General features: G+C 54.8%; 20 protein-coding genes. 13 read left to right on the top strand and 7 right to left on the bottom strand.

The annotated features are described in order from the left end of the window. Positions 1–91 precede the first annotated feature (91 nt). From adhP to TH19_RS19895, 5 genes are all read right to left on the bottom strand, one after another. Positions 92–1,114 (bottom strand): alcohol dehydrogenase AdhP, encoded by a 1,023-nt coding sequence (gene adhP, locus TH19_RS19875; RefSeq protein WP_114104110.1) that lies wholly within the window; start codon positions 1,112–1,114, stop codon positions 92–94. Between the two features lie 135 nt (positions 1,115–1,249). After that, a complete protein-coding gene (locus TH19_RS19880) occupies positions 1,250–2,074 on the bottom strand; it encodes a ferritin-like domain-containing protein (RefSeq protein ID WP_114104111.1) in 825 nt (274 codons plus the stop codon). A gap of 141 nt (positions 2,075–2,215) precedes the next feature. Continuing rightward, positions 2,216–2,986: a response regulator gene (locus TH19_RS19885; protein ID WP_114104112.1), complete on the bottom strand. Its 771-nt coding sequence runs from the start codon at positions 2,984–2,986 to the stop codon at positions 2,216–2,218. A gap of 250 nt (positions 2,987–3,236) precedes the next feature. After that, positions 3,237–3,701, bottom strand: a complete 465-nt coding sequence (bcp, locus tag TH19_RS19890; RefSeq protein ID WP_114104113.1) for a thioredoxin-dependent thiol peroxidase — start codon at positions 3,699–3,701, stop codon at positions 3,237–3,239. Between the two features lie 116 nt (positions 3,702–3,817). Next, positions 3,818–6,799 (bottom strand): bifunctional [glutamine synthetase] adenylyltransferase/[glutamine synthetase]-adenylyl-L-tyrosine phosphorylase, encoded by a 2,982-nt coding sequence (locus TH19_RS19895; protein WP_114104114.1) that lies wholly within the window; start codon positions 6,797–6,799, stop codon positions 3,818–3,820. Between the two features lie 274 nt (positions 6,800–7,073). Here TH19_RS19895 and TH19_RS19900 point away from each other — a divergent pair, with 274 nt between their 5' ends. After that, the gene (locus TH19_RS19900; RefSeq protein WP_114104115.1) at positions 7,074–10,613 is read left to right on the top strand and encodes a YhdP family protein; all 3,540 of its coding nucleotides are present in this window, start codon (positions 7,074–7,076) and stop codon (positions 10,611–10,613) included. Positions 10,614–10,695: 82 nt separating this feature from the next. Here the strand turns inward: TH19_RS19900 and tyrS are convergent, their stop codons facing one another. Next, positions 10,696–11,949 carry a tyrosine--tRNA ligase gene (tyrS, locus tag TH19_RS19905; protein ID WP_114104116.1) on the bottom strand — a complete coding sequence of 418 codons (1,254 nt, stop codon included), beginning with the start codon at positions 11,947–11,949 and terminating at the stop codon, positions 10,696–10,698. Positions 11,950–12,136: 187 nt separating this feature from the next. On the opposite strand from tyrS, the gene TH19_RS19910 reads away from it, so the two are divergent. Beyond that, positions 12,137–13,252 (top strand): anhydro-N-acetylmuramic acid kinase, encoded by a 1,116-nt coding sequence (locus tag TH19_RS19910; protein WP_114104117.1) that lies wholly within the window; start codon positions 12,137–12,139, stop codon positions 13,250–13,252. Positions 13,253–13,296: 44 nt separating this feature from the next. Here TH19_RS19910 and TH19_RS19915 read toward each other — a convergent pair whose 3' ends face one another. Continuing rightward, on the bottom strand, positions 13,297–13,935 hold the full coding sequence (locus TH19_RS19915) for an alpha/beta hydrolase (protein WP_114104118.1): 639 nt from the start codon (positions 13,933–13,935) through the stop codon (positions 13,297–13,299). Positions 13,936–14,180: 245 nt separating this feature from the next. Here TH19_RS19915 and cysE point away from each other — a divergent pair, with 245 nt between their 5' ends. The 11 genes from cysE to tenA all read left to right on the top strand — a co-directional run bounded on the left by cysE (position 14,181) and on the right by tenA (position 23,031). After that, positions 14,181–14,918 carry a serine O-acetyltransferase gene (gene cysE / locus TH19_RS19920; RefSeq protein WP_114104119.1) on the top strand — a complete coding sequence of 246 codons (738 nt, stop codon included), beginning with the start codon at positions 14,181–14,183 and terminating at the stop codon, positions 14,916–14,918. A gap of 87 nt (positions 14,919–15,005) precedes the next feature. Further along, complete coding sequence (locus TH19_RS19925; protein WP_114104120.1) at positions 15,006–15,488, top strand: Rrf2 family transcriptional regulator; 483 nt, start codon at positions 15,006–15,008, stop codon at positions 15,486–15,488. A 50-nt stretch (positions 15,489–15,538) separates the two neighbouring features. Further along, positions 15,539–16,666 (top strand): cysteine desulfurase family protein, encoded by a 1,128-nt coding sequence (locus TH19_RS19930; protein ID WP_114104121.1) that lies wholly within the window; start codon positions 15,539–15,541, stop codon positions 16,664–16,666. 28 nt (positions 16,667–16,694) lie between these two features. Further along, positions 16,695–17,918: an IscS subfamily cysteine desulfurase gene (locus TH19_RS19935; RefSeq protein ID WP_114104122.1), complete on the top strand. Its 1,224-nt coding sequence runs from the start codon at positions 16,695–16,697 to the stop codon at positions 17,916–17,918. Positions 17,919–17,979: 61 nt separating this feature from the next. After that, the gene (iscU, locus tag TH19_RS19940) at positions 17,980–18,378 is read left to right on the top strand and encodes a Fe-S cluster assembly scaffold IscU (RefSeq protein WP_114104123.1); all 399 of its coding nucleotides are present in this window, start codon (positions 17,980–17,982) and stop codon (positions 18,376–18,378) included. 44 nt (positions 18,379–18,422) lie between these two features. Further along, complete coding sequence (locus tag TH19_RS19945) at positions 18,423–18,764, top strand: HesB/IscA family protein (RefSeq protein WP_068518526.1); 342 nt, start codon at positions 18,423–18,425, stop codon at positions 18,762–18,764. Positions 18,765–18,907: 143 nt separating this feature from the next. Beyond that, a complete protein-coding gene (hscB, locus tag TH19_RS19950) occupies positions 18,908–19,528 on the top strand; it encodes a Fe-S protein assembly co-chaperone HscB (protein WP_114104124.1) in 621 nt (206 codons plus the stop codon). A 31-nt stretch (positions 19,529–19,559) separates the two neighbouring features. Beyond that, positions 19,560–21,458 (top strand): Fe-S protein assembly chaperone HscA, encoded by a 1,899-nt coding sequence (gene hscA, locus TH19_RS19955; RefSeq protein ID WP_114104125.1) that lies wholly within the window; start codon positions 19,560–19,562, stop codon positions 21,456–21,458. A gap of 144 nt (positions 21,459–21,602) precedes the next feature. Further along, complete coding sequence (locus tag TH19_RS19960) at positions 21,603–21,938, top strand: ferredoxin family 2Fe-2S iron-sulfur cluster binding protein (RefSeq protein WP_114104126.1); 336 nt, start codon at positions 21,603–21,605, stop codon at positions 21,936–21,938. A 53-nt stretch (positions 21,939–21,991) separates the two neighbouring features. After that, positions 21,992–22,189, top strand: a complete 198-nt coding sequence (gene iscX / locus TH19_RS19965) for a Fe-S cluster assembly protein IscX (protein ID WP_114104127.1) — start codon at positions 21,992–21,994, stop codon at positions 22,187–22,189. Positions 22,190–22,326: 137 nt separating this feature from the next. Then, complete coding sequence (gene tenA, locus TH19_RS19970) at positions 22,327–23,031, top strand: thiaminase II (RefSeq protein WP_114104128.1); 705 nt, start codon at positions 22,327–22,329, stop codon at positions 23,029–23,031. The last annotated feature ends 72 nt before the right edge of the window (positions 23,032–23,103 follow it).

The following is a 23,103-nucleotide window of genomic DNA, read 5'->3' on the forward strand; positions in this document are numbered from 1 at the left end:
AAAGGTGACAACGTATTTCAGGACGAGACAGCGCGAAAATAAAAGGCTGCCATTTGGCAGCCTTTTACGGTTCTGGCGACATAGGTCGTGATCAGATCGACATCACGATGCGGCCGTCGATCTTGCCATCACGCATGCGATCAAAGATCGAATTGATGTTTTCCATTGGTTCAGTGGTGAAGTGCGAATGCACTTTGCCGTCGCCTGCAAATTCCAGCGCCTCCTGAAGGTCGGCACGCGTGCCGACGATGGACCCGCGAATGGTTTTGGCTGACAGAACCGTATCAAAGATATCAAGCTCGAACGTTCCGGGCGGAAGTCCCACCAGCGACATGGTGCCACCACGGCCCAACATGCCAACACCCTGTTTGAATGCGGCCCGCGAGACTGCCGTTACCAGAACGCCGTTTGCACCACCCATTTGCTTTTGCACTTCGGCAATGACATCGGTTTCGGCGGCATTCAATGTCCAGTCCGCACCGAGATCACGGGCAAGTTTCAGTTTGTCCTCGGCGATATCAACAGCAATCACCTTCATGCCCATGGCCTTGGCATATTGCACAGCCATGTGACCAAGGCCGCCGATCCCGGAAATCACAACGGTTTCACCGGGTTTGCATTCGGTTTCCTTCAGGCCCTTATAGACGGTGACACCGGCACACAGAACCGGGGCAGCATTGCCAAATTCAAGTGCCTTTGGCAGATGCCCGATATAGTTCGGATCAGCCAGAACATATTCGGCAAAGCCGCCATTGACGGAATAGCCGGTATTAAGCTGTTCGCCACACAGGGTTTCCCAACCTGTTATGCAATGATGGCAATGACCGCAGGCCGAATGCAGCCACGGCACGCCAACCCGATCCCCTTCCTTGACCGATGTCACACCTTCGCCAACTTCGGCGACGATGCCGACACCTTCATGGCCCGGAATGAACGGGGGATTTGGTTTGACCGGCCAGTCACCCTCGGCGGCATGAAGGTCGGTGTGACAAACACCCGATGCTTCGATCTTTACCAGTATCTTGCCAGCGGAAACTTTGGGGACGGTGACTTCTTCGATGGAAAGCGGTTTGCCAAACTCGCGAACGACGGCGGCCTTCATAATGCGTGGCATGGTGGTGCCTCCTGACGGAATGCAAAAATAGCCGCCTTGTCGCGGCCCTCTGATTCTCGTCAAAAGACTAGTGATGAAGACCTTTGCACGCATTGCGCTGGGTCAAATTTTAAAAACCTTAAGAAGGAAGGGGACCTAAAGGTCGGCTGCTTCTTCGGGCAGTTCCAGAACATAATCCTGATAATAGTCCGGCGGCATCCCCGCCTCGTAACGGGCTTCATCGTTAAACGGCGGTTTCAATGGGCCGCGGAAATGTTTGCGCAGCATGTCATGCCAGGTGGTGTAATAGGGCAGATCGCGCTGATCACAGACATATTCATAATATTTGCGCCCCGCAGCTACATGGGCAATTTCATCATGGGCGATGATTTTAAGGATACGGGCACTTTCGGTATCCCCATGCGCCAAAAGCCGTTCAATGGTTGGCGGTGTGGCATCAAGGCCGCGGGCCTCAAACACCATCGGCACCACGGCAAGACGTGGCAGGATGTCATATGCCGTATCCATTGACGTCTGCCACAGGCCATCATGGGCAGGCAGATCGCCATAAGTTGCGTCCATCTCGCCAAGGCGCTTGTTGATCATTTTGAAATGCCGCGCCTCGTCATCGGCGACCTGTACCCATGCATCGTGGAAATCACGCGGCATGTCGGCTTCGGGAAAACGTACGCACAAATCCCACGCCAGATCGATGGCATTAAGTTCGATATGGGCAAGTGCATGCAAAAGCCCGATGCGGCCCTGAACGCTGCCTTTTTTGCGTTTGGGCATTTTGTTGGGCGCCAGAAGTTCCGGCTTGGCCGGGCGGCCGGGACGGTCGGGCAGATCAGTCGATCCGACTTCGGTGATCTCGCCATTGCGCCACATTGCCGCAAGTTCGGCCGTAACATCGGCCTTCTCTGTGGCATCCTGGGTCAAAAGCGCACGTTTTGCTGCTTCGGCGAGGGTAAGCTTGGTCATGGCGGCCCGGTTTTCAGAATGATTTTCAGATCGGCTTTGTCTGCCATCTGCAGGGGATGTGGTCAATGGGCAAAGAAAAGGGCGGCCTGTGAAATCACGGGCCGCCCTCATAAATATTTTGCCGTTACGGGGTTGCCGCCATTACGTGATGTTGAACCGCGCCAGTGCCTCGGCCAGATCTTCGCCAAACGCATTGCCCTTGCGAATGATCGCGGTACGGCACGGAAGATCCTGCAAGGACGGATGGTTCGGCGCGTCTGATGTCAAAACCGCGGTCGGAATGGCGCGGGTCTTCGGCATGGCTTGCAGGGCATTGGCAAGATCGACGCCACTGAGTTCATCAATGGTTTTGGCAACGATGATGAAATCCGGACGGGTACGCACGGCAAGTTCAATCGCCTCGAACGAGGTTTGCGTGACCGAGCTGCGATAACCGCAAGCTGCCAGTTCACGTTCAAGAATGGTTGCCATCGAACGCTGCGGGATTACCAGCAATGCTTCGACATTGGCTTTTTTAAGCCAGTTCGGATCAATGTCGGGCGCACGTTTGGACGGCAGTTCGCGCACGAACTCGGCGGTATCGGTGCCACCTGCGGTCATGTCACCTTCAAGCAGGCTTTGGATTTTGTCGACAAAGGCCTGAATATCTTCGATGGAACCTTCATTCAGTTCCTTGCAGGTGGTGACATAATCGGCCAGACGATGACTGGTCAGGTTGATCAGCGGGGCTGCAACCGACTTGCCCTTGTATCGCAGATTGAAGACTTCGCGCTGGATGGCGGTCAAATGCACAGGATCGCTTTTGCCGCGCGCATTTTGCAGATGAACGTCAATCGAATTGATGATGTCATTTGCTTCATCGCGAAAATCCGCAAGCATCTGATCGTCGAGATCAACAACATTCTTGTTCATTGTATTACCTGCTTTGCCGGCACGCCGGTTGGTTATCTATTAACGGGGGAAGTTGATCTTCACCCATACTCCCATATGTAAATTCTTATCCTGACATGTAAGCCAAGGCAACCAAATCAATGTGCAGTAACGGGCATATCCGGCAACATTCCCGTTAAGTTTCAAAGTCACGCATATCCCGAAAAACACAAGGCCCGACAAATAGTTGCCGGGCCTTTGAATGATCTTAAAGATCAGTAGCACTGGTCAATCAAAGTGCGCGTACAGCGTCCAGAACTTCGGCGACGTGACCTTTGACTTTGACCTTGCGCCATGCGTTGCGCACGACGCCATTGCCATCAATGACAAAGGTCGATCGTTCGATGCCCATGTATTTTTTGCCATACATGCTTTTCTCGGTCCAAACGCCGAAATCTTCACAAACGGTGCCGTTTTCATCAGATGCCAGAATGAAGTTCAGGTCATGCTTGGCCTTGAACTTGTCGTGGCGGGCAACGCTGTCTTTGGAAATGCCGATGATCTGGGCATTGACTGCGCCGAAATCCGGTTCGGCATCCCGAAATTCGCAGGACTCCGTCGTGCAGCCCGGTGTCATGTCCTTGGGATAGAAATAGATCACCACCGGTTTTCCTGCCAGATCAGACAGCTTGACGCTGTTATCGCCATCGGTCGGCAGTTCGAAATCGGGGGCCTTGTCACCTACTTCAAGTGTCATGTTCCATCCTTTGTCTTTTTGTGTCGCTATGCGATCCGGTTCGCACTGAAAATACAATCCTTTATAAGGATGGCAAGGCGGACTGGATCAGTATGCCGTTCATATCGTGATCAAATTTAATGGGCTTCTTCGGGCGGCGTGATCTTTTCCGCCGGTTCGGTAATGATCCGGTCATAGATCGCCTTGATCCGGGTTGCGGTGGCTTCGATCTTTTCCTGTAAGGCGGCGAAGTCATCACACTTTCCGGCCCGTGCCATCATCTGTTGCAAGTCCGTGCTGGCGCGTTCGGGATCAAACGGCCCCTCTGTGGTCAGGCGCAACATCGCCTGAAGCGCCAGCCAGAATGATCCGGCATTGGCAAGGAATTCTGCCTCCCCGGTTTCAAGGATGCCGGCTGCGCCAAGCTTTTTGAAAACTTCGCGGGTGGTCGGCGACAGAATGTCACTGTGCTGGTGCGCATGACGCAATTGCAGATATTGCGCGATGAATTCCAGATCGACCAATCCGCCCCGGCGCATCTTGATCGCCCAGGGATGGTTGTCACCTTTGCCCGCATCCATGCGATTGCGCATGTCAAAGACGGCACGCACCAGCTGATCCGGATCGCGTTCCTTGCACAAAACGGCATTGGTGGTGGCAAGAACCTTGTCGCACAGGGATTTGGGGCCATAAACCGCGCGCAGGCGGGTCAATGCCATATGTTCCCACGTCCATGCTTCTTCGTTCTGATAGGTCGCGAAACTTTTGAAATGGGTGGCAAGCGGACCTTTTGATCCACTGGGCCGCAGACGAAGGTCGGTTTCAAACAAGACACCTTCGGCGGTCGGGGCCGAAAGGGCGTTGATATAGCGTTGGCTGAGCCGGATGAAATAATGTCCGGGTGTCAGCGGCTTTTCACCATCGGATTCTTCTGCCTCGTCCGGGACATCATAGATAAAGACCATATCAAGGTCCGATCCGGGCGAAAGCTCCTGCCCGCCATGTTTGCCAAGCGCAAAGACCGCAAGCCCGCCATCCTTGAATTCCCCGTGCTTGGCGGCAAAGTCATTGGCAATACGCGGGAACAGGGCGCGAATGGCAACGTCGGCAACATCGGCAAGGGCACGACCGGCTTCGTGCGGGGTTTGGCGGTTTTGAATGGTCTGAACATCAATCTGGAATTTCTGATCATTGGCCCAGCGTCGAGCCGCATCAAGCCAGTCTTCGACCATGTCTTCACGTGACAGGCGGGCATCAAGCTCGGCCAGCATCGCATCCGCATCGGGAAGCTGTTCGTGGAAACCCGACATCAAAACGAAATCAAGCACCGATGCATTGCGCCCGATATATTTGGCCATGCGCGGAGCGGTTCCCGCAATCTGGGCCAGAAGTTCAAGCAATTCCGGATGGGCCGTAAACAGCGAGAATAACTGTACCCCGGCAGGCAGGCCTTTCAGGAATTCGTCAAAGGCACGGAACGCCATATCCGGGTTGGTGGTTTTTGAAAGCGCGCCCAACAAGGTCGGCATCAGTTCTGTCAGAATTTCACGGGCCCGGCGTGACCGGGTGGCGCGATAGCGCCCATGATGCCAACCGCGCACTGTGACCGATACATTCTCGGCATTCTCAAATCCCATTTCGCGCAGATTTGAAAGCGTATCGGGATCGTCTTCGGTGCCGGTAAAGACCAGATTGCCTGTTGTGCTGTCACCGGTCAGGGGGGTGTCATCTTCAAACAGTTCGGCGTAATTGTTTTCAACATTGCGCAGATGAAGCAACAGATCGGCCTTGAACGCATCAAGCGTCGCGTAGCCAAGGAATGTCGCAAGCGCGGTCAGGCCATCATCGGTATCCGGAAGGGTCTGGGTCTGCTGATCATTGATCATTTGCAGGCGATGTTCGACCGTGCGTAGAAACTCATAAGCTGCCAGCATCTCGTCACGGACTTCTTCGGAAACCTGTCCGAACTTGGTCAGTGCGCGCAGGGTATCGCAGGTCGCCTTGCCACGCAGGGCCACTTCGCGCCCGCCCCAGATCAATTGCTGTGTCTGGGCGAAAAACTCGATCTCGCGAATGCCGCCACGGCCCAGTTTGATGTTATGGCCGGGAATGTTGATCTTGCTGCCGCCCTTATGGGCATTGATCTGGCGCTTGATCGAATGGATGTCCTGAATGGCAAGGAAATCAAGATGCTTGCGCCAGACAAACGGGCGCAGGATTTCCAGAAATTCCTGTCCGGCCTTGCGATCCCCGCCAACGATGCGGGCCTTGATCATGGCCGCACGTTCCCAGTTCTGGCCCACCGTTTCGTAATAGGTTTCAGCCGCAATCATCGACAGGATCGGCGGAGTTGACGCCGGGTCGGGACGCAGACGCAAGTCGGTTCTGAAAACGTAACCATCGCCTGTGCGTTCTTCCATCACGCGCGTGATGTCACGCACCATACGGACAAGGTCCTGTTGCAGGCGATCCGGGTCGAGATAGGTCACAACATCCTGATCATACAGGAAAATCAAATCGATATCGGAGGAATAATTCAGCTCGCACGCGCCCAGTTTACCCATGCCGATGGCAAAAATGCCCGATCCTTCCAGCGGGTTTTCAGGATTGGGCAAATCATATTTGCGTTGCCGCGCCATGGCACACAGGCAATGGGCGATGGCGAAATCAAGGGTGGTTTCGGCAGTCTCGCTGATGGCGGCGGTGATTTTATCAAGTGACCATGCCTTGCAGATATCGGCCATTGCGATCACCAGTGCCGCACGGCGCTTGGCCTTGCGCACAACGGTCATGGTGGTTGCCTGATCAAGATCACGGGCGTCCGCACTGGTGCGCACCGGTTCAAGGGCTGCGGCAAAGGCATGGTCAAGCCCGTTATCAAACACATCGCACACGATGTCTGGATCACGCAGACACAGGTTGGTCAGATAGGGGCTGTTGCCAAAAAGTGCCGCCAGAACGGCTTTGCTTTCCGGGTTGGACGCAATATCGCCAATTTTGGATGCAAGATTTTCGAATGCCGGACGTTCTCCTAATATGTTCCAACGTTCAAAAGCATTGGCAACACGTTCGGCATCAAAGGGTTGGGGCAGGTCCTGCGAAATCCAGGAAAGAGACACTTTTTGCGTTCCTTGTATTGCGAAAAGGTAACGAACCGGGCTATGCACAAACTTGTGCCTGATTGCATGCTCTTGGCAAGGAGATTGCAGCCCCGATCACAAGGGTGACTGTCTCTATGTAGCTTTTCTGCGATCAGACAAAAAGGGAATAGATCAACAAGTGTCTGGTACTTTGGGCCAAGTCTGTTTCATCTTTCAGGGCAGGCAGGGCAGCCAGACTATGTGCGGCGGTGCTATTGCGACATATGATATCGGGAAGACAGGGTAAATAAGGGTGCGCCTCGTTAAAAGCTTTGCCGGATGGCTGGCGCTGATTTTGTCGGCGATCGTCCTGTTTGTTGGCGTGTTCGCGGCGGTCACCATCTGGCGACTGTCCCAGGAACCTGTGTCTCTGCATCGGATTACGCCCTATATCGTTGATCATCTGAATAAATCGATGGGCGACAGCCGACTTTCGGTTGGCGATCTGGTTCTGCGCTGGCGTGGCTGGGCGGAAAAATTCGATGTCGGGTTGCGCGATGTTGTGATCATTGGCGCGGATGATCGCGAAATGCTGCACATCCCCGAGGCCGACGTTGTGTTTTCAAGCAAGGCCCTGTTTGAAGGCGTTCTTGCCCTGCGTGAAATGACCCTGATCGGGCCGCGCATCCGTCTTGAACGGCGCGCCGATGGTCAGATTGATATCGGGTATGTTGCAGAAAATGCTGCACCGGAAGGGGATGCATCAAGCGATGCGTCTGCAAACCCGACCGAACAAACCTATGATACCGGGCGCGGGGCATCCATCACAATGGATCTTCCTGACAGCAATAACGCCGAGCCTGCCGATCCGGAAATGTTGCGCACCGATACCGCGGCCGAGGTAAAGCCATTGCCATCGCAACAGGATGGCGCACCGATCGAGCAATCCGGTCTCGATATTCTGCGCGATGTTGTGGCGATCCTGTCGGGTGAAAGAACGGACTTTGCCGCTGCTGCATATTTCGAAAGCTTCGGGATTGTAAACGCCGATTTGCAGGTGCGCGATGAGCAGCTTGGCGTTGTCTGGGCGGCCCCGCAGGCGGACATCCTTTTGTCGCGTAAACCATTGGGTATCGGGGCCGAGGCATCATTACAGGTCAGTGCCGGGGCATTGACCACCCGTGTCAGTGTCAGCGGGGATTACAGCACCAGTTCCGGCGAAATTGACCTCAAAGCTGAACTTGGCGAGGTTGATCTTTCCGATCTGGTCAGTATTTCCGACATCTTCAAGCCGTTGCGCGATGCCTATGTACCGGTATCGGGTGCGGTTAATGCCAAATATGATGTTGATGGCACGCTGGTATCTGCATCAACCGATCTTGTGGTGGGCGGTGGTGTCATATCCCTTCCCGAAGAAATGCGTGCAACTTATCGCGTCACCGATGGGCGTATTGTGACAAGCTATGTGCCCGGGCGGTTCAGTCTAGATGATGTGACGCTGAATGTCGGGGACGCCAGTGCGACATTCAAAGGTGTGGTGCTTGATCCATTCGGGCAATGGCAGGTCAATCTTGATGCCCTGGCGACCAATGTTGCGACCAATGATCTGGATCGTCTGTGGCCGGAATCCCTTGGCGATGACGCGCGTACCTGGGTGGTGACCAATCTGTCCGAGGGTATCGTTCATCAGGCGACCATGCATACCGAACTGCATCAGGATGATGCGGGCGAGGTGGCACTGGATGCACTGGGTGGCCAGATGACCATGTCCGGCGTTACCGTGCATTATCTTGGTGACATGCCCGAGGTCGTCGATGCCGGCGGTCATGCCGAGTTTGATGCCACCAGTTTCCGGATTTACGTTGATCGCGGGCAGGCCGATGGTCTGACCGTGACAGATGCCAGCATCCTTTTCACCAAGCTGGATGAGCCGATCCCCTCGGCCGATATCGAAGTTGTCGCCAATGGCAGTGCGCGCAAGGCGCTGGATTTGATCGAGGCACAGCCACTTGGTTTCGCAACCCGTCTTGGTATTGATCCGGCACAGATCAGTGGTGAGCAGGCAACCCGTGTCAAATTGCACTTCCCGTTGTTGCGTGCTGTGACCTTTGACGATGTTGAAGTTGCCGCCGCATCCCGCATTGAAAAGGCCAATATCACCAATGCTTTCCGTGAACTTGATATCAAGAACGGCAGTTTTGAACTTCAGGTCAACACCAAGGGGCTTGAACTGAACGGTACGGCGACGGTCGGCAAGGGCAAAACAGCGATCAACTGGGTCGAAAGGTTCGACGCTGCGACCAAAGTCAGAAGCCACTATTCCCTGTCGGGTGATCTTGATCTGGCGGTGATGCCCGATGTTGAACTTGATGTGGCGCCTTATCTTGCCGGAATGGGCAAGGGGAAGATCGATATTCAGGTGATGTCTGATCGGGTCGGGCTTAAGGGTGATGTCAAGCTTGATGATGTTGCCCTGTTCATTCCAATCGACGGGATGGATTACAACAAGGCGGCCGGTGTTGAAGCCAAGGCAAGCTTTGATGTATCGGTCAATTATGCCGGTGGTGGAAAGCTTAATTCCGTTGCGGTTTCAGCACCTGCATTGCTGGTTTCAGGCAAGGGTAATTGGCGCGGGGATAACCCGATTGCGGATCAATGGGCGTTTGAAATTGATAGCAGCCGCTTCCGCGAAAATACCGGCCTGTCCGGCACCATTCGCCTTGGCAATGATGACAAGCTGACGGTTGACTTGCAGGGCGCGCAGTTTGATCTGCGCCCGATTATCGAAGAAAAGGCTGCCTTAAACGCGGCCGACGCCAAGGATACCAAACTCGACGACCTTAATGTCGCGATCTCTCTGACCGGGACCGGGTTCCTGCTTAAAGGTTCTGATCCGCTTTTGAATGACGGAAAGATCACCTTTAGTCAGGAAAATGGTAATCGCGAAATCGAAATCACCGCCCGGCAACTGATTGCAACACCCTGGATTGTTGCTGATGAAAATGCCGATCCCGATAAGGTCAAAGATGCAAAGGCCCCCAATAGCGGCGGGATCGGACAACAGGCAAGTCGCGAAGGCGGTACGACCGAGATCTTTTTGAACATCGAACAGGTGGTCATGGCCAATGGCGAACTGTTTGGTGACGTCAAAGGATCAATTCATGTGGTCGGGCAGGAATGGGATCGTCTGGTTCTGAACGGTGCACTTGCCGACCGGGCCAATGTCTTTGCCCAGGTCAGCCGCGAAGATTTCGCATCCCGCAAAGTCACCCTGACAGCCGAAGATGCCGGCAAGTTCCTGCGCGCCCTTGATATGTATGAAAACCTTCTGGGCGGGAATATGTCGGTTGAAGGTGTGGTCGATGAAAGCGATGTGGCTCAACCCTTTGCGGGCAAAGTCAATCTTACCGAATTTCGTGTGGTCAATGCCCCGATTGCTGCCCGTGTTTTGGGTGCTGCATCACTGTCGGGGTTAAGTGACGTGTTGCAAGGAAACGGCATTGCCTTTGCCGAGCTTAATGGTGACTTCACCTATGTGAATGATGTGCTGACCCTGTCGAAGGTTGCGGCAAATGGCACGGCGGTTGGTGTTACGGCAAACGGATCAATTGATCTGGCAAAATCTGAAATCCGCCTGGCGGGTTCGATTGTGCCGATCTATGCCCTGAACTCGGCCCTTGGTGCGATCCCGATCCTGGGTGACCTGCTGGTGGGGGAAGAGGGCGGTGGTATCTTTGCCCCGACCTACACCGTCGAAGGTGATCTTGCTGATCCCGATGTTTCGGTTAATCCGTTATCGACCTTTGTGCCCGGCGTGTTTCGTAATCTGATTACCGGTGCGGAGCCGGGCTAAGCAAAGGCTGGCTGGTCATCCAAAACAAAAGCCCCGCAGCATATGGCTGCGGGGCTTTTTTGATTTTTACGTATTTTGGTGATCAGACCGGTTTGATCAGAACGTGGCGTTTTTTGCCTGCCGAAACCTTGATCACACCATCGGCATTCAGGGCGTCCGAGGTGATGTTGGCGTTTTCATCGCTGACTTTTTCGTCATTGATCTTTGCACCACCTCCCTTGATCAGACGGCGTGCTTCGCCTCCGGTATTGGCCAGTTCGGCACGACGGAACAGATCAAAGGCCGGGATACCGGCATCAAGTTCGGCCTTGGGAACTTCAACAGTCGGAAGATCGTCGGCAAGAACACCTTCTTCAAAGGTTTTGCGTGCGGTTTCAGCCGCGGTCAGGGCAGCTTCTTCGCCACGGCAAAGCTTGACGGCTTCGAACGCCAGAACCTTTTTGGCTTCGTTGATCTGCGATCCTTCAAGCTTGACGTACTCGTCGATCTGTTCAAGCGACATTTCGGTAAACAGTCGCATGAATTTGATGACGTCGGCATCTTCGGTGTTACGCCAGAACTGGTAATAGTCATAGGACGACAGGCGTTCTTCGTTCAGCCACACCGCACCGGCAGCCGTTTTGCCCATCTTCGCACCGGACGCCGTGGTCATCAGCGGCGTGGTCAGGCCAAACAGGGATTTCTCGTCAACGCGACGGCCCAGTTCCACACCATTAACAATGTTGCCCCACTGATCCGAACCACCCATCTGCAACATGCAGCCATAGTTGCGGTTCAGTTCAACAAAGTCATAGGCCTGAAGGATCATGTAGTTGAACTCAAGGAAGCTCAGCGACTGTTCACGTTCCAGACGCAGCTTGACCGAGTCAAAGCTCAGCATGCGGTTGACCGAGAAGTGGCGACCGAAATCACGCAGGAATTCAATATAGTTCAGCTTGTCGAGCCAGTCGGCATTGTTGACCATAACCGCATCGGTCGGGCCTTCGCCAAAAGTCAGGAACTGCTGGAAGACCTTTTTGATGCCTGCCATGTTGTTGGCAATGACTTCGTCGGTCAGAACCGGGCGCGCATCATCGCGGCCGGTCGGGTCACCAACGCGCGTCGTACCTGCGCCCATCAGGACAATCGGTTTATGCCCGGTTTTCTGCAACCAGCGCAGCATCATGATCGATACAAGTGATCCAACATGCAGGCTGTCTGCGGTGCAGTCATAACCCACATAGCACACCACCGTATTTTCCGACGCATAGGCATCAAGGCCTTCAAGATCAGTACATTGGTGGATGTAACCGCGGTCATTCATGACGCGGAGAAAATCAGACTTCAGTTCAGTCATGGTTTTTGCGCTATGTTGGTTGTGATAGAAAATTCGAACCGCCTAACGGGCGGAGGCGATGATCTAGCACAGAAAATACGTGCTGGGCAACGCATCGGCGCGCAGATCTGCCATCATGGTAACGATTTCGCCAGAATTTTGTCCTAGGTTGCATTTTCACAACCATAAATAAGCGACGGAGAAAGACATGACGCAAGGCTGGATAACGGCAATCGGTATGATGAGCGGGACATCCCTTGACGGTGTGGATGCGGCCCTGATTGAAACCGATGGCGTCGAAGTGCGTCGCCTTGATCAGTCTGTCTTTGTGCCCTATGCGCCGGAACTGCGCGAACGGATGCGGGCCTGCTTTGGCAATCGCAGTGCAACCAACAGCGAACATGTCGTGGCCGACGATTTGACGCAGGTGCATGTTGATACTGTTAACATGCTGCTTGAGAAAACCGGAATGTCGGCGGGCGATATCGGGGTGATCGGTTTTCACGGGCAAACCGTGTTTCATGAGCCGGCATGCGGCCTGACCCGTCAGATCGGAACCCCTGATATGCTGGCCGAAAAAACCGGCATTCCGGTTGTGGCCGATTTCCGTCTGGCTGATGTTGCAGCAGGCGGCGAAGGTGCGCCACTTGCCCCGGTTTATCATGCAGCCTTGATGAAAAGTGCCGGTGTGTCCGTGCCGGTTGCGGTTTTGAATATCGGCGGGGTTTCGAATGTTACCTGGATCGGGGAGGGTGATGATATCCTTGCCTTTGATTGCGGTCCGGGCAATGCGCGCCTTGATGACTGGATGTTGCGTCACACTGGAAATCCGGTGGATTTGAACGGGGCAACGGCGGCCTCGGGTACTGGCAATCCGATGGTTGAAATCAAGTTCCTTGAAGACCCGTATTTTGACCGCGTGCCGCCAAAGTCGCTTGATCGCGAAGATATGGCCGCCCGTATTGATGGTCTGGTTGCCGAGGCCAAGTTGAATGTGTCCGATGGTGCCGCAACCCTTGCCAATTGCACGGTGGCGGCCATTGTGGCGGGCGTAAACCATTTGCCTGTCGCACCGACAAGCTGGTTTGTCTGTGGTGGCGGGCGCCACAACCAATATGTGATGGAAACGCTGGCAAGCCGTCTTGGTGTGCCGGTGCGTTCGGTCGATGAACTTGATTGGGACGGGGACGCGGTCGAGGCGGAATGCTTTGGCTATCTGGCCGTGCGCCATCTGCAGGGCTTGCCGCTCAGTTTCCCGGGGACGACCGGCGTGCCTGCGCCGTGTTGTGGCGGGAAGCTTTATACAACGAAAAAGGCCGCCTGATCAGGCGGCCTTGATTTCGAGCTGTTTGGGCAGGCTTGCGGGGCTTATGCGCCGCGCTTGTCCAGATAGGCTGCCGAATGCTTGATCACGTCATCTTGCTGTTTGGCAAAATAGTGATCGGCACCGTCAATCGTGCACATGTCAACTTCAATGCCTTTCTGGGCATTCAGCTTGTCGGCAAGCTTGTTGACCGAAGAAACCGGAATGTTGCTGTCCTGGGCGCCGTGGATCAGAATGCCTGATGACGGGCAGGGGGCCAGGAAGGTGAAGTCATATTCACTTGCCGGGGCTGCAACCGAAATAAAGCCGTCGATTTCCGGACGGCGCATCAAAAGCTGCATGCCGATCCAGGATCCGAATGAATAGCCCGCAACCCAGGTTGCGCGGGCATTGGCATTATAGGTCTGCATCCAGTCAAGCGCCGATGCTGCATCCGAAAGTTCACCGATTCCCTGATCGTAAACGCCCTGCGAGCGACCAACGCCACGGAAGTTGAACCGCATGACAGAATAGCCACGATCCTTGAACATGTTGAACATGTTGAAGCACAATTTGTTGTTCATTGTGCCACCCTGTTGCGGATTCGGATGGAGGATCAGCGCGATGGGCGAATCGTCAGCGCCGTTATGGTGGTAGCGACCTTCAAGGCGACCTTCGGGGCCGTTAAAAATGACCTCAGGCATGGATCAGTCTGCTCCTGTCCACGAATGGAAAGATGTGTGCAACAAAAATATCCGAGTCTTTTTGTAAGTTTTTTCGTGCTTGCGCATAAATTGCTTTGGGCAAATACTTGACCAAGTTACTCGGTTATCCTATATTCCGGCTAACCCGATGGTGCCGTTGAAACCCGATCTTGCAGATAATGCGAGGCCGGGCGTGGGCGTGGCTGCCGGGAATCGAAGCTACTAATTACACAGTGGACCGCCCCATGTTCAAGCTAATTCGTCAGGAAATTGACGCGATGATTGCCCGCGACCCTGCGGCACGCTCCCGCTTGGAGATCGCGCTTTGTTATCCGGCGTTTCATGCAATCATGGGATATCGTGGCACCCACTGGCTTTGGCAGCGCGGTTTCCGTGTCACTGCACGCTTCTTTTCACAGATTCTGCGCTGGTTGACCGGGATTGAAATCCACCCCGGTGCCAAGATCGGCAAACGTTTCTTTATCGATCATGGCATGGGTGTCGTGATTGGTGAAACCGCCGAGATCGGCGATGACGTCACCCTGTATCAGGGGGTTACCCTTGGCGGGACGTCGCCCAGTGTGAACAGTGAAGGTCAGCGCGGCCTGAAACGTCACCCCAGTCTTGAAGACGGTGTGATTGTCGGTTCCGGTGCGCAGATTCTTGGTCCGTTTACCGTGCGCAAGAATGCCCGTGTGGGCGGCAATGCTGTGGTTCTTTCCGAAGTGCCGGAAGGTGCAACCGTGGTTGGTATTCCGGCCAAGATCGTCCGTCGCGAAACCGATGACCGGTTCTGTGCCTATGGTACGCCGCTTGGCGATCTGCCCGATCCGGTTGCCCGCGCACTCGAAGAACTTGGTCGCGAAGTGCAGGCCCTGCGTGGTCAGGTAAGTGCGCTTGAGGCCGAAAAGGCAAGCGGCACTGGAACGTCGGGTGGCGATGTGACGCCGGAAAAACCGCGTATTGTTGCATCGTCGGAATGAAGGCGCGTATCGCGCAACTGAAATGAACAGCCCGCTGTCAGGTTTGAAAAGACCCAAAACCGAAACAGCAAGGCAGGAGGACGCACCGTGAAGCTGAGTACCAAAGGCCGCTATGCCGTTATGGCGATGGTCGATCTCGCTGAAAGCAGCAAGGACCGACCGGTCGCGCTTGCCGATATTGCGGACCGTCAGGAAATTTCGCTGTCCTATCTGGAACAGTTGTTTGGCAAATTGCGTAAGGGCGGGCTTGTCCGTTCCGTGCGTGGCCCGGGTGGTGGTTATCTGTTGGCGCGGTCTGCCGACGAAACCCGTGTGGCCGATGTTATTCTGGCTGTTGATGAGCCGATCCGTGCAACCCGTTGCAAATCAGGATCACCCAAAGGCTGCAAGGCAAACAAAGGCCGTTGTCAGACCCATGAATTGTGGGAAGAACTGGGCAACCAGATTTATCTGTATCTGGCGTCGGTCAGTCTTGCAGATGTGGTGGGCCGTAACGTTACCGGATCACTTCGGGTTTTCCCGGGCAAGACAACACAAATAGAAGAGCCGTCACAGGTTGCGGCACAGTAAATGCTCCTCTATATCGAGGGTCTATTGCGAATAAGGATGATTACAAACTGATGGCCGAACAGGTTTATCTCGACTACAACGCAAGCGCGCCGCTGTGCACAGAAGCACGGCAGGCCATGATTGCTGCGATGGATGTTGCAGGTAACCCGTCATCGGTTCATGCCAGCGGGCGTGCTGCGCGCAAGATTGTCGATCATGCCCGGCGGACGATTGCCGAACTGGTTGGTGGTGATTCTGAACGGATCATTTTCACCAGTGGCGGTACAGAGGCCAACAACCTTGCGCTGAACGGTCTTGAAGACGTCACTGTTTTTACCAGTGCTGTCGAACATCCTTCGGTAATCGAAGGACGCGTTGATGCAAAACGCATCCCGGTCGATGGCAATGGTGTGGTTGATCTTGATGCGCTTGAAGCGATGCTCAAAGACGCATCGGCGGCAGGGCAGAAAGTTCTGGTTTCGGTCATGCTGGCCAACAATGAAACCGGCGTGATCCAGCCGGTGGCAAAGGTGGCCCTGCTGGCACGTGAATACGGGGCAAAGGTCCATTGTGATGCCATTCAGGCATTGGGCCGGATGCCGGTTGATATGGGGCGCTTGCTGGTTGATATGGTGTCGATTTCGGCCCATAAGATCGGCGGACCCAAGGGAATTGGCGCTTTGGCTATTGCGCCCGGTGTGATGCTGGTGCCGCAAATCCGCGGAGGCGGACAGGAAAAATACCGTCGTGGCGGTACCGAAAACGTTCTGGGCATTGCAGGCTTTGGGGCCGCAGCCGAACGGGCCGGTGCCCAGATGGCGAACATGGCGAATGTTGCTGCTTTGCGCGACCGCCTTGAAACGGAATTGGCATCAGAAGCACCCGAGCTTCTGATCGCTGGTAAGGGAACGGAGCGACTGGTGAATACAAGTTGCCTGATCTTGCCGGGAATGCCGGGGGAAACCCAGGTTATGGCGCTGGATCTGGCAGGTGTTGCCATCAGTTCGGGATCAGCCTGCTCGTCAGGCAAGGTACGTGAAAGCCACGTGCTTAAGGAAATGGGGGTTTCGGATGCCGGATCGGCCATCAGGGTCAGTCTGGGACTGGAAACCACCGACGAAGATGTTGATACATTTATCCGTGTTTGGAGCCGGATGAGGGGTAATGCAGCGCGCAAGAAAGCGCGTCACGCTGCCTGACAAGAGAGTGAGTGAGGAAGCCTTTAATATGAACGAGCTTAAAGCAAAGCCGATCTATCTGGATTACCAGGCTACGACGCCGACTGACCCGCGTGTCGTCGAAGCGATGCTGCCGTATTTCACCGAGAAGTTCGGTAACCCGCATTCCCGTAACCACAGCTTTGGCTGGGAAGCAGAAGACGCCGTTGAAGTAGCGCGTGCACAGGTTGCCAAGATCATTGGCGCGTCTGCCAAGGAAATCATTTTCACGTCGGGTGCGACTGAGTCGAACAACCTCGCACTTAAAGGTGTGATGAAGTTCTATGGCAAGAAAAAGCCGCATCTGATCACCGTCGTGACCGAGCATAAATGCGTGCTCGACAGTGCCCGCCACCTTGAGCAGGAAGGTTACAAAGTGACCTATCTTGGCGTAAAGGAAAACGGCCTGATCGACCTTGAAGAACTCAAGGCCGCAATCACCGATGAAACCGCACTTGTTTCTGTCATGGCAGTAAACAACGAAATCGGTGTGATCCAGCCGCTTAAGGAAATCGGTGCAATCTGCCGTGAACGCAAAGTGTTCTTCCACACCGATTGCGCACAGGCTGTTGGCAAGATCGATCTTGATGTCGAAGACATGAATATCGATCTGATGTCGATTTCCGGCCACAAAATCTATGGCCCGAAAGGCGTTGGTGCGCTGTTCGTACGCCGTCGTCCGCGTGTTCGCGTTATCGCGCAGATCACCGGTGGCGGTCAGGAACGCGGCATGCGTTCGGGTACGCTTCCGACCCCGCTGATCGTGGGTCTTGGCAAGGCATGTGACATTCTGTCGAACGAAATGGCAGAAGAAAACGCACGTCTGACCGAACTGCGTGACTATACCCTGGCACGTTTCCGTGACCGTCTTGCTGACATCTACCTCAATGGTGATGAAAAAGAACGCGTTTGCGGCAACCTCAATGTTTCCTTTGCCTATGTCGAAGGCGAAAGCCTTCTGATGGACATCAAGAACATTGCGGTTTCTTCCGGTTCGGCATGTACGTCGGCATCGCTTGAGCCGTCCTACGTTCTGCGTGCGCTTGGTGTGGACGAAGAACTTGCACACACCTCGCTTCGTATCGGCATTGGCCGTTACACCACCAAGGAAGAACTCGACACCGCTGTTGATGCAATCTGCACCGCAGTCGAGCGTCTCCGCGAGATGAGCCCGCTTTGGGAAATGGCCCAGGAAGGTATCGACCTCAAGTCGATCGAATGGGCTGAGCACTAAGAAGCGCCTGAATTAACGTCATTGTCTCGCGAGAGACCACAAAGAATATTGGAGAGAAATCATGGCTTATAGTGAAAAGCTGATCGACCATTACGAAAACCCGCGCAACGTTGGTTCCATGGACAAAAACGAACTGTCCGTTGGTACCGGCCTTGTTGGTGCACCGGCTTGCGGCGACGTTATGAAGCTGCAGATCAAGGTCACCCCGGAAGGCATCATCGAGGACGCAAAGTTCAAGACCTTTGGTTGCGGTTCGGCGATTGCGTCGAGCTCGCTGATCACCGAATGGGTCAAGGGCAAGTCGCTTGATGAAGCTGGCGCGATCAAAAACTCGCAGATTGCCGAAGAACTGGCTCTTCCGCCGGTCAAGGTTCACTGCTCGATCCTCGCTGAAGATGCGATCAAAGCAGCCATCAGCGACTACAAATCCAAAAACAGTGCGGCTGACGCTGCTGAATAAGCAGCGTCCCTTCCGCAACGTTTGCCGGAATTTGGGAGAATACCATGGCTTTACCGTCACCGATTTCTGTCACGCCAGTTGCCCTTGATCACATCAAGGCATTGCTTGATAGCCGCGGCAAACCGTCGCACGGCATTCGGCTTGGTGTGCGCAGCAAAGGGTGTTCGGGCCTGTCTTACACGCTTGAATATGCTGACGATGCCAGCGGCTTCGAAGAAGTTGTCGAGCTGGAAGACGGCGTGAAAATCCTGATCGACCCGAAAGCCATCATGTTCGTGCTGGGCACGGAGATGGATTACGAGGTCAACAAGATGGAAGAAGGTTTCGTCTTCCGGAACCCCAACGAAAAAGGTCGTTGTGGTTGCGGGGAATCCTTCCACGTCTGATCGGCCGGGCTTTCCCTGCTTTCTGATTGGTCATGGCCCCGGTTTCATCGCCGGGGCCATCGACTGAAAAGGGTGGTCTGATCCATAGTCCCGACCGTCCTTTGACTGATTTGTTATTGTTTTAATCCTCGGAAGTGCATCGCGTGAGCAATACAGAACATCCGGCACACAAAGCTTGCTGGTCCTGCAAGGGGCCGGTTGAAGTCAGCGCACTGTTTTGTGATACCTGCAACGCCATTCAGGCCCCGGGTCAGCTTGACCATTTCAAGCGTTTTGGTCTGGCGCAGTCCTTTGTCGTCGATATTGATGCGATGGAGGCAACCTACCTTAAACAGCAACAGTTGCTGCATCCCGACCGTTTTGCATCGAAATCCGGCCGGGAACAGGCCCTTTCATCGCAACAGGCGGCCAGCCTGAACGAAGCATTCGAGACCCTTAAAAATCCGGTGGCACGTGCGCATTACATGCTGCGTCTTGCCGGGATCGAACCCGAAGGTGGCGAAGGCCACACCGTCAATGATCCTGAACTTCTGATGGAAGCGATGGAAATGCGCGAAGCGCTTCATGATGCCGAAGACAAGGGCACCATTGATGCGATGATCAAGGATACCCGCAAGCAGGCCCGTGCCTGTGAAAAGGACCTTGGCGATGCGATTGACGGCAATGCCTTTGATGCAGCCAAAAAGCTGACCACCCGTCTTAGATACCTGATGAAAATGACCGAGGAAGCGCGCGCGAAGAAATCGCGCCTTGCCGCTGCCTGATCATTGCAAATAACCGATACGGATAGAATTCATGGCTCTGCTTAAAATCCACGAACCGGGCGAAACGCCGCTCCCCCACGAGGACGAGCGTCAAATTGCCGTTGGTATCGATCTGGGTACCACCAACTCGGTCGTTGCGATTTCACGCGCCGAAAAACCCGAAGTGCTGCGCGATAAATCCGGCGGCAACGCGATTGTGCCGTCTGTTGTCTATTATGGCGATGATGCACCGGTGGTCGGCGAAGAAGCCCGCGAACATATCAATACCGACGCCAACCGTGTTGTATCGTCGGTCAAGCGTCTGATGGGCCGTGGGCTTGAGGATGTCAAATCCGTCGCGGGCACGCTGCCCTATGACGTCGAAATCCCCGAAGGGTCTTCTGATACGGCTGGCGAACCGATGATGGTGCGCCTTAATGTCGGAAACCGCGTTCTGACCCCGGTTGAAGTATCAGCTGATATCCTGCGCGCCTTGCGCGCCCGGGCCGAAGAAGGCCTTGATAAGCCGGTCGAAAAGGCGGTCATCACGGTTCCGGCCTATTTCGACGATGCCGCGCGTACGGCGACCAAGGATGCCGCCAAACTTGCCGGTATCGAAGTTCTGCGTCTGGTCAATGAACCGACTGCTGCTGCTCTTGCCTATGGCCTTGATAACGGGGCAGAGGGGCTTTATGCGGTTTACGATCTTGGCGGCGGGACCTTTGATATCTCGCTTTTGAAAATGCAAAAGGGCGTGTTCCAGGTCAAGGCAACCGGCGGTGATGCCGCGCTTGGTGGCGATGATTTTGATCACGCGATTGCCGAACATCTTTTGGCCGAACGCAAGGATGGCGGTGCGGCCGATACCCTTGATGCGTCGGATGCCAAACGTCTGCTGAAAACCGCACGCAAGGTCAAGGAAGGCCTGACCGATCAGGATGCGGTGGATGTTTCCGTGAACCTGAATGGTTCGGAAACCAGTCACACGGTTACCCGTGCTGCGTTCGAGGCAATGATTGCCAAGCTGGTGGCGCGCACGACTGTCATTACCGAACAGGTTCTTGATGATGCCGATATCCTGCCCGAAGACGTAAAGGGCGTGGTGCTGGTTGGCGGATCAACCCGTGTACCGGCCGTGCGCAAGGCGGTGGCGGACCTGTTTGAACAGGAACCGCTTTCGGATATCGACCCGGACGAGGTCGTGGCCCTTGGCGCGGCCCTTCAGGCCGAAGCATTGACCGGTGGTTCTGATAACCTGCTTCTCGATGTTACCCCGCTGTCGCTTGGTCTTGAAACCATGGGCGGGATTGTCGAAAAGGTTATTGATCGCAATACTCCGATCCCGGTTGCCAAGGCGCAGGAATTCACCACCTATCAGGATGGCCAGTCGGCCATGATGATCCATGTGGTGCAGGGCGAACGCGAAATGGTCGATCAGTGCCGTTCGCTGGCCCGTTTTGTTTTGACAGGTATCCCGTCGATGGCCGCAGGGGCGGCACGCATCCGGGTCCAGTTCAATGTTGATGCCGATGGCCTTCTGACCGTTTCGGCCCGCGAGGAAACCACGGGCACCGAACAGGAAGTCGCGGTCAAGCCGACCTATGGCATCAATGAAATCGATATGGCCAACATGCTGCGTGAAAGTATGGTTCATGCCCGCGAAGACATGCAGTTGCGTGTCCTGACCGAGGCGCGCGTCGAGGCGCGACGGAACATACTTGCCGTACAGGCCGCAATGGAAGCGGATCGGGCGTTACTGACGTCCAATGACGAGGAGACCATCAAAAACGCAATTGCCGCCCTTGAAGCAGCAATGGCGGGCGATGACCGTGATGTGATCAACGAGGCCGCCGAGGCCCTTGAAAATGCATCGCGACCCTTTGCCGAAACCCGAATGGATAGCCGGATCCGGCAGGCACTTGCCGGCCAAAATGTTGATGAAGTGAATTAATCGACACCGGTGGAATTGACAAACCGGTCTTCTGCGGCGATTGTCCCGAACAACCGCCAAGGTCAGGGCCGGACAATTGCGCTGTTTCAAGCAGCGCAGCAAACAGAGATCGAACGAAAAGTATTACCGAGGAGAAAGGCACAGATGCCTAAGATCGTTTTTGTTGAGACCGATGGCACCGAAAAGGAATTCGAAGTTGCCGACGGCCTGTCCGTTCTGGAAGCTGCCCATAAGAACGGTGTTGACCTTGAAGGCGCATGCGAAGGTTCGCTGGCCTGCTCGACCTGCCACGTTGTTCTCGACGAAGAATGGTTCGACAAACTTGACGAACCGTCGGAAGACGAAGAAGACATGCTTGATCTTGCTTTCGGCCTGACCGAAACGTCGCGCCTTGGCTGCCAGATCATCATGAGTGACGAGCTTGACGGCCTGCGCGTTATGCTGCCGGCTGCGACCCGCAACATGATGGTCGACAAGTAAGTTTGACCTTCTTTTGACCGCGGCCCTGGTGCCCGGCACCAAAGGAGACGGATATGCGTTGGACAGATATTCAGGACATCGCGATCGAGCTTGAGGAAGCCCATCCTGACAAGGATAACCTCAACCTTCGCTTTACCGACCTGCATAAGTGGGTTTGTGCGCTTGAAGGTTTCGAAGACGATCCCGAGAAATCAAACGAAAAGATTCTCGAAGCCATCCAGATGGCCTGGATCGACGAACGCGACGACTGATTTTTTGAAGGGTTGTGACGTGCGCCTTGCGGCCTGCACCCTGACCACAAAAAGACCGGACCAGCCTGCATCTGCGGGCTGGTCCGTTTTTGTTTAAGCCACAATAAATCAAAACCAGCATACGGGACGAAACATCCATGAGCCAGACCGCCACCTTTACCGACATCATTCCGGCCGACAGCCTGTTTGGCAAATTGCGCGCGCGTGCAAGGGGAGCGTGGGAAAGCTATGTCTGCCATGATTTCGTAAAACAGCTTGGCAACGGAACCCTGCCGGAAGCCGCCTTCAAGCATTACCTGATCCAGGATTACCTGTTTCTGATCCAGTTTGCGCGTGCCTATGCGCTTGCAGTCTACAAGGCCGAAGACCTGACAACCATGCGCCAATTTTCGGGCACCGTTCATGCGATCCTTGATATGGAAATGAGCCTTCATCTTGATTTCTGCAAAGGCTGGGGCCTGTCCGAGGCCGATATCATCGCCGAGCCGGAGGCACGTGCGTGCGTGACCTATACCCGCTATGTTCTGGATCGGGGCGTGCAGGGCGATGTGGTTGATCTTCAGGTTGCCCTGATGCCCTGTATGGTTGGCTATGCCGAAATCGCAAACCGCCTGATGGCAAGTTCTGATACAAAGCTGGACGGTAATCCGTACCGGGCATGGATTGAAATGTATGCGTCCGCCGAATTCCAGGACGTGGCCAAGGCCGAAATCGATTTGCTGGAACATACCGTCGCCAAACGCGGTGGTCATGATCGCATTGATGGTCTGGTGGATACCTTTGCCATGGCAAGCCGCCTTGAAGCCGATTTCTGGCAGATGGGACTTGATCTGGCAAAATAGGCAAACATCGCCTATATAAGCCCGAATAAACCGTCACGGGTGGCCTACGCGCCGCCCGTTACATATTTGAGA

Source organism: Thalassospira profundimaris, from assembly GCF_003326675.1.
In the GTDB taxonomy this organism is placed as follows: Bacteria; Pseudomonadota; Alphaproteobacteria; order Rhodospirillales; family Thalassospiraceae; genus Thalassospira; species Thalassospira aquimaris.

Coding starts and splice junctions, on each gene's coding strand:
- TH19_RS19960 (WP_114104126.1), top strand. CDS start 21,603: ATGCCTAAGATCGTTTTTGTTGAGACCGATGGCACCGAAAAGGAATTC.
- bcp (WP_114104113.1), bottom strand. CDS start 3,701: ATGACACTTGAAGTAGGTGACAAGGCCCCCGATTTCGAACTGCCGACC.
- tenA (WP_114104128.1), top strand. CDS start 22,327: ATGAGCCAGACCGCCACCTTTACCGACATCATTCCGGCCGACAGCCTG.
- TH19_RS19930 (WP_114104121.1), top strand. CDS start 15,539: ATGGCCGAACAGGTTTATCTCGACTACAACGCAAGCGCGCCGCTGTGC.
- TH19_RS19885 (WP_114104112.1), bottom strand. CDS start 2,986: ATGAACAAGAATGTTGTTGATCTCGACGATCAGATGCTTGCGGATTTT.
- iscU (WP_114104123.1), top strand. CDS start 17,980: ATGGCTTATAGTGAAAAGCTGATCGACCATTACGAAAACCCGCGCAAC.
- tyrS (WP_114104116.1), bottom strand. CDS start 11,949: ATGACTGAACTGAAGTCTGATTTTCTCCGCGTCATGAATGACCGCGGT.
- adhP (WP_114104110.1), bottom strand. CDS start 1,114: ATGCCACGCATTATGAAGGCCGCCGTCGTTCGCGAGTTTGGCAAACCG.
- TH19_RS19910 (WP_114104117.1), top strand. CDS start 12,137: ATGACGCAAGGCTGGATAACGGCAATCGGTATGATGAGCGGGACATCC.
- TH19_RS19880 (WP_114104111.1), bottom strand. CDS start 2,074: ATGACCAAGCTTACCCTCGCCGAAGCAGCAAAACGTGCGCTTTTGACC.
- iscX (WP_114104127.1), top strand. CDS start 21,992: ATGCGTTGGACAGATATTCAGGACATCGCGATCGAGCTTGAGGAAGCC.
- TH19_RS19945 (WP_068518526.1), top strand. CDS start 18,423: ATGGCTTTACCGTCACCGATTTCTGTCACGCCAGTTGCCCTTGATCAC.
- TH19_RS19935 (WP_114104122.1), top strand. CDS start 16,695: ATGAACGAGCTTAAAGCAAAGCCGATCTATCTGGATTACCAGGCTACG.
- hscA (WP_114104125.1), top strand. CDS start 19,560: ATGGCTCTGCTTAAAATCCACGAACCGGGCGAAACGCCGCTCCCCCAC.
- cysE (WP_114104119.1), top strand. CDS start 14,181: ATGTTCAAGCTAATTCGTCAGGAAATTGACGCGATGATTGCCCGCGAC.
- TH19_RS19915 (WP_114104118.1), bottom strand. CDS start 13,935: ATGCCTGAGGTCATTTTTAACGGCCCCGAAGGTCGCCTTGAAGGTCGC.